Below are 3,292 nucleotides of genomic sequence, written 5' to 3'. Positions count from 1 at the left end.
CGCTGATTTTACAAACAACGTCGAATGCGCGATTGCGGCCGTAGCGAATTTAAGAAGGGTTTCGATTCCAGTTCGCTATGGCGCGCGGTCTTGATGGGTTCGCCTGAAGCCGCCTCAACTTTCCAGGCCCACCGCACTGTGACGATTTATCGCTATGAAAAAGGGTTGCCGGGCAAAGGATTTCCTGACGAGGCACTACTGCTCATCCGCACGCCTCGTTCAGCGGCTTTCTCACACTAACCGGGTGCTGGCGACCCGGGCTCTTTCGCGGCGATCAAATACACCGGCAAAGGATACCCTTCGCGATCGCTATTAGCGTAAAGTTTGACGCGCTGCGCGATCTCCACCTCGGACGGCTCGCAGCCCACAATCCGCGTGATCACTTGCGGACCTTCATCCGTTTTCACAACGGCAAGAACTACGTTCTGACCTTCGCGTCTGAACGCTTCGTCGACGCCACGGTGCACGATCGAAAAAGTGACGATCGTTCCAGCGCCCGCTGAGGCGCGATTCGTAAGCGACGCGGACCAGCAGGAAGGACAGCGCTTTCGCGGATAAAAAATGACTGCGCCGCAGTCATCGCAGTGCTGGAGAAGAAGTTCACCATGATCCCGCCATGCAGCGAGCATTGCGCGGTTGACCGAATCTTCGGTTGGCATTGGAAATTCCATATTAGCTCCCTGCTTTCTGAAGAATCATTGCGCTCGCCGACAGACCATGTCCATACGACACCATTCCGAATCCGCTGACCAGGCCCGTTCGAGCATTCGCCACCTGGCGCTCACCAGCTTCGCCTCGCAATTGGCACACTGCCTCGACCGTGCCAATGAGACCGCCCCCTCCAGCTGTCGCAGCGCACGAGAGCTGGCCGCCGCCAGTGTTGAGTGGAAATGAGCCGTCGAAGGTCATTGTGTTGTTTTCGAGGAACTGACCAACCTCGCCCTTCTTGCAGAATCCAAGGTCTTCCAACTGGATAGACACCATGATCGGATAGTCGTCATATGCCTGCACAAAAGCGAGATCGGCGTGGCTCAAACCCGCCTCATCAAAAAGTTTTTCCCGGAAGGAGTGCCAGCCACCTTGTATTGGAGAAAGCTCTCCAGGAAGGTGATTGTGTCGCTGGTGACCCGAGAGGATCCGTACGCCTTTACCAGGGCGAGCCTTATCTAGCGGTGCGACAAGGATTGCGTCCGCGCCCGAAGCGGGCATCGGGCAGTCATAAAGGCGGAAAGGATCGGCGATGATCCTCGCATTCAAGTACTCGTCGAGCGAGAGAGGCTTCTTAAAGAGCGCCTGTGGGTTTTTCAGGGCATTCGTTCGCTGGTCGACGGCGATGCGGCCGAGCTGTTCGCGCTTTGTCCCGTATTCGTGCATGTGGCGACGTTGCACCATCGCGAAGAAGCCATTCATGCCGCCAAAATTAAGAGGGGCAGCGTAGTTTCCGATCGCCTTGGTAAATCGCGAGATCATATTGCGGAAGTCGGCCATTGTTCGGCCGTCGCCGCCGACGCACAACACGCAGTTCGCGGCTCCGGACTCCACCGCGCGCACCGCTTCGAGAATGGATACAACGGGGCCGGCACCCCCAGCGGTGAAAACGTGGGCCCAGTTCAGCTCGAGACCAAGATACTCCGACAAGGTCACCGCGTTATCGGGAGGCGCCATGAACGAACTCAGAGCGAGGCCATCGATTTCCGATTTGCAAATGCCGGCGCTATCTAGACACGTAGCAGCCGCATCGGCGAGATAGTCGAAAGTGGGCTGGCTGACGCCCTTTTCGTAGGCTGAACTACCATACCCAATGATACCGACGTCATTCGATTTCATATCATGCAGTCCTTTTCTTGTCCGGTTTGGCGTCATATACCGCTGCCCCGGGCGTCTTCGCGGCGGCCTTCAGGATGTTTTTGTCTATTTTCCCTGTCGGCGTCTTCGGGAGGGCATCGACGAACTCGACATAGCGTGGAACCTTGAATGGCGAAAGCACGCGCTGACACTCACGTACAATCGCATCCTCGTTAAGGCTGTCTCCAGCCGCGCCAGGCGCTTTCGCAACAACAATCTTCACTTCTTCGCCGCGTAACGGATCGGGGACCGGAACCGCTGCCGCGTCGAGAACCCCGTCGATTTGATTAACGGCGAGCTCGACTTCTGCGGCGGAAATATTCTCGCCGCTACGCCGGATGACGTCCTTAATGCGGCCGAGCATAAAGTAGTAACCATTTGCGTCGCGTGAAAAGAGGTCGCCTGTCTTGAACCATTCGCCTTCGAAGGCCGCTGCCGTCGCTTCATCGTTGCGGTAGTAACTCGAGAAAAGTCCCGGGCCTGTGATCCACAGTTCGCCCGGCGTGCCATCCGGGACTTCGCGTCCGTCGACGACAATCTTGCACTGACGAAATAAGGCAGGGCGCCCGCACGAACCTGATCCCACCATGCTGCTATCGTCAACAGGCATGGAGAGACCAGACCCGATTTCAGTCATTCCGTAAAGCTCGCGCACCGGCACACCGAATCGCTGTTCAAGTCCGGCGTGCAAGTCCTTGCCTAGTCCATAGGTCACAAGCCATTTCAGGGACGAGCTGGCAAGACGAGGGTCGTGACCGAGCTTCGCTACCGGATAGGTGACTAGACAAAAGTCGATCTTATTGTCGAGGATTCGATCAAACAGACGGCTCAGGCTGAACCGTGGTGCGACGCAGAGCGTGGAACCGCAATAGAAGGCCATCATGAAACGCCACAATGGTCCCATGTAAAACATCGGTGTATCGATCAAGATTCTACTAGGCGCTGGTCCTACCATTGAGCGCGCTTTGCCCAAAGTTAGCCAATACCGATGCGAAAGCATGCATCCCTTTGGCACACCACTCGACCCGGATGTGAACTGGATGCTCGCGATCTCAGCAAGGTCAATGTCAGGGAAAGCCTGATCCTCTGAATTGCCTTCAAGGAGGCTCGACCAACTGGTGCTATTGCGTGCGGAATCATCGCCGCTCGCGATTCCATGCACAACCAGATGGCTGTCTCGCAACCGTGAAGCGCTCGGCAACGCATCGTATGCGGGCAGATATTCGCGATCAATGACCAGAAAATCAACATCGGTGGCTCGCAACAATCGCTCCAGCTCCGTGCTCGTGCTAGCCGTGTTCACCAAGACCGCTACCGCGCCCAAGCGGCAGAGAGCAATCCATGTGATTAGGAAGCCAGACACGTTCGGAAGCATCATCGCGACATGCTGGCCCCGATCAACACCTTTCTCTCGCAGGCCAATGGCACATTTGATCGTCAAACGTCG

At 56.6% G+C, this 3,292-nt stretch carries 3 protein-coding genes; all 3 read right to left on the bottom strand.

Annotation, left to right across the window (positions count from 1 at the left end):
• Window positions 1-236: 236 nt before the first annotated feature.
• Entirely contained in the window at window positions 237-629 is a 393-nt protein-coding gene (locus ACFFAR_RS28760; protein ID WP_375508964.1) for a Zn-ribbon domain-containing OB-fold protein, read from the bottom strand.
• 43 nt (window positions 630-672) lie between these two features.
• Window positions 673-1,827, bottom strand: coding sequence for a thiolase family protein (locus ACFFAR_RS28755; RefSeq protein WP_174365174.1), 1,155 nt, complete (start codon window positions 1,825-1,827; stop codon window positions 673-675).
• A gap of 1 nt (window position 1,828) precedes the next feature.
• The coding region (locus ACFFAR_RS28750) for a class I adenylate-forming enzyme family protein (protein ID WP_375508963.1) at window positions 1,829-3,292 on the bottom strand (1,464 nt) is incomplete at its 5' end.

This window comes from uncultured Caballeronia sp. (assembly GCF_964243625.1).
Lineage (GTDB): Bacteria > Pseudomonadota > Gammaproteobacteria > Burkholderiales > Burkholderiaceae > Caballeronia.
The sequence above is the reverse complement of the archived record's forward strand: the minus strand, read 5'-3'. Positions and strand labels throughout refer to the sequence as shown.

What these genes read in the sequence shown, in the direction of transcription:
- ACFFAR_RS28760 (WP_375508964.1), bottom strand. Translation starts at nt 629, where the DNA reads ATGCTCGCTGCATGGCGGGATCATGGTGAACTTCTTCTCCAGCACTGC.
- ACFFAR_RS28755 (WP_174365174.1), bottom strand. Translation starts at nt 1,827, where the DNA reads ATGAAATCGAATGACGTCGGTATCATTGGGTATGGTAGTTCAGCCTAC.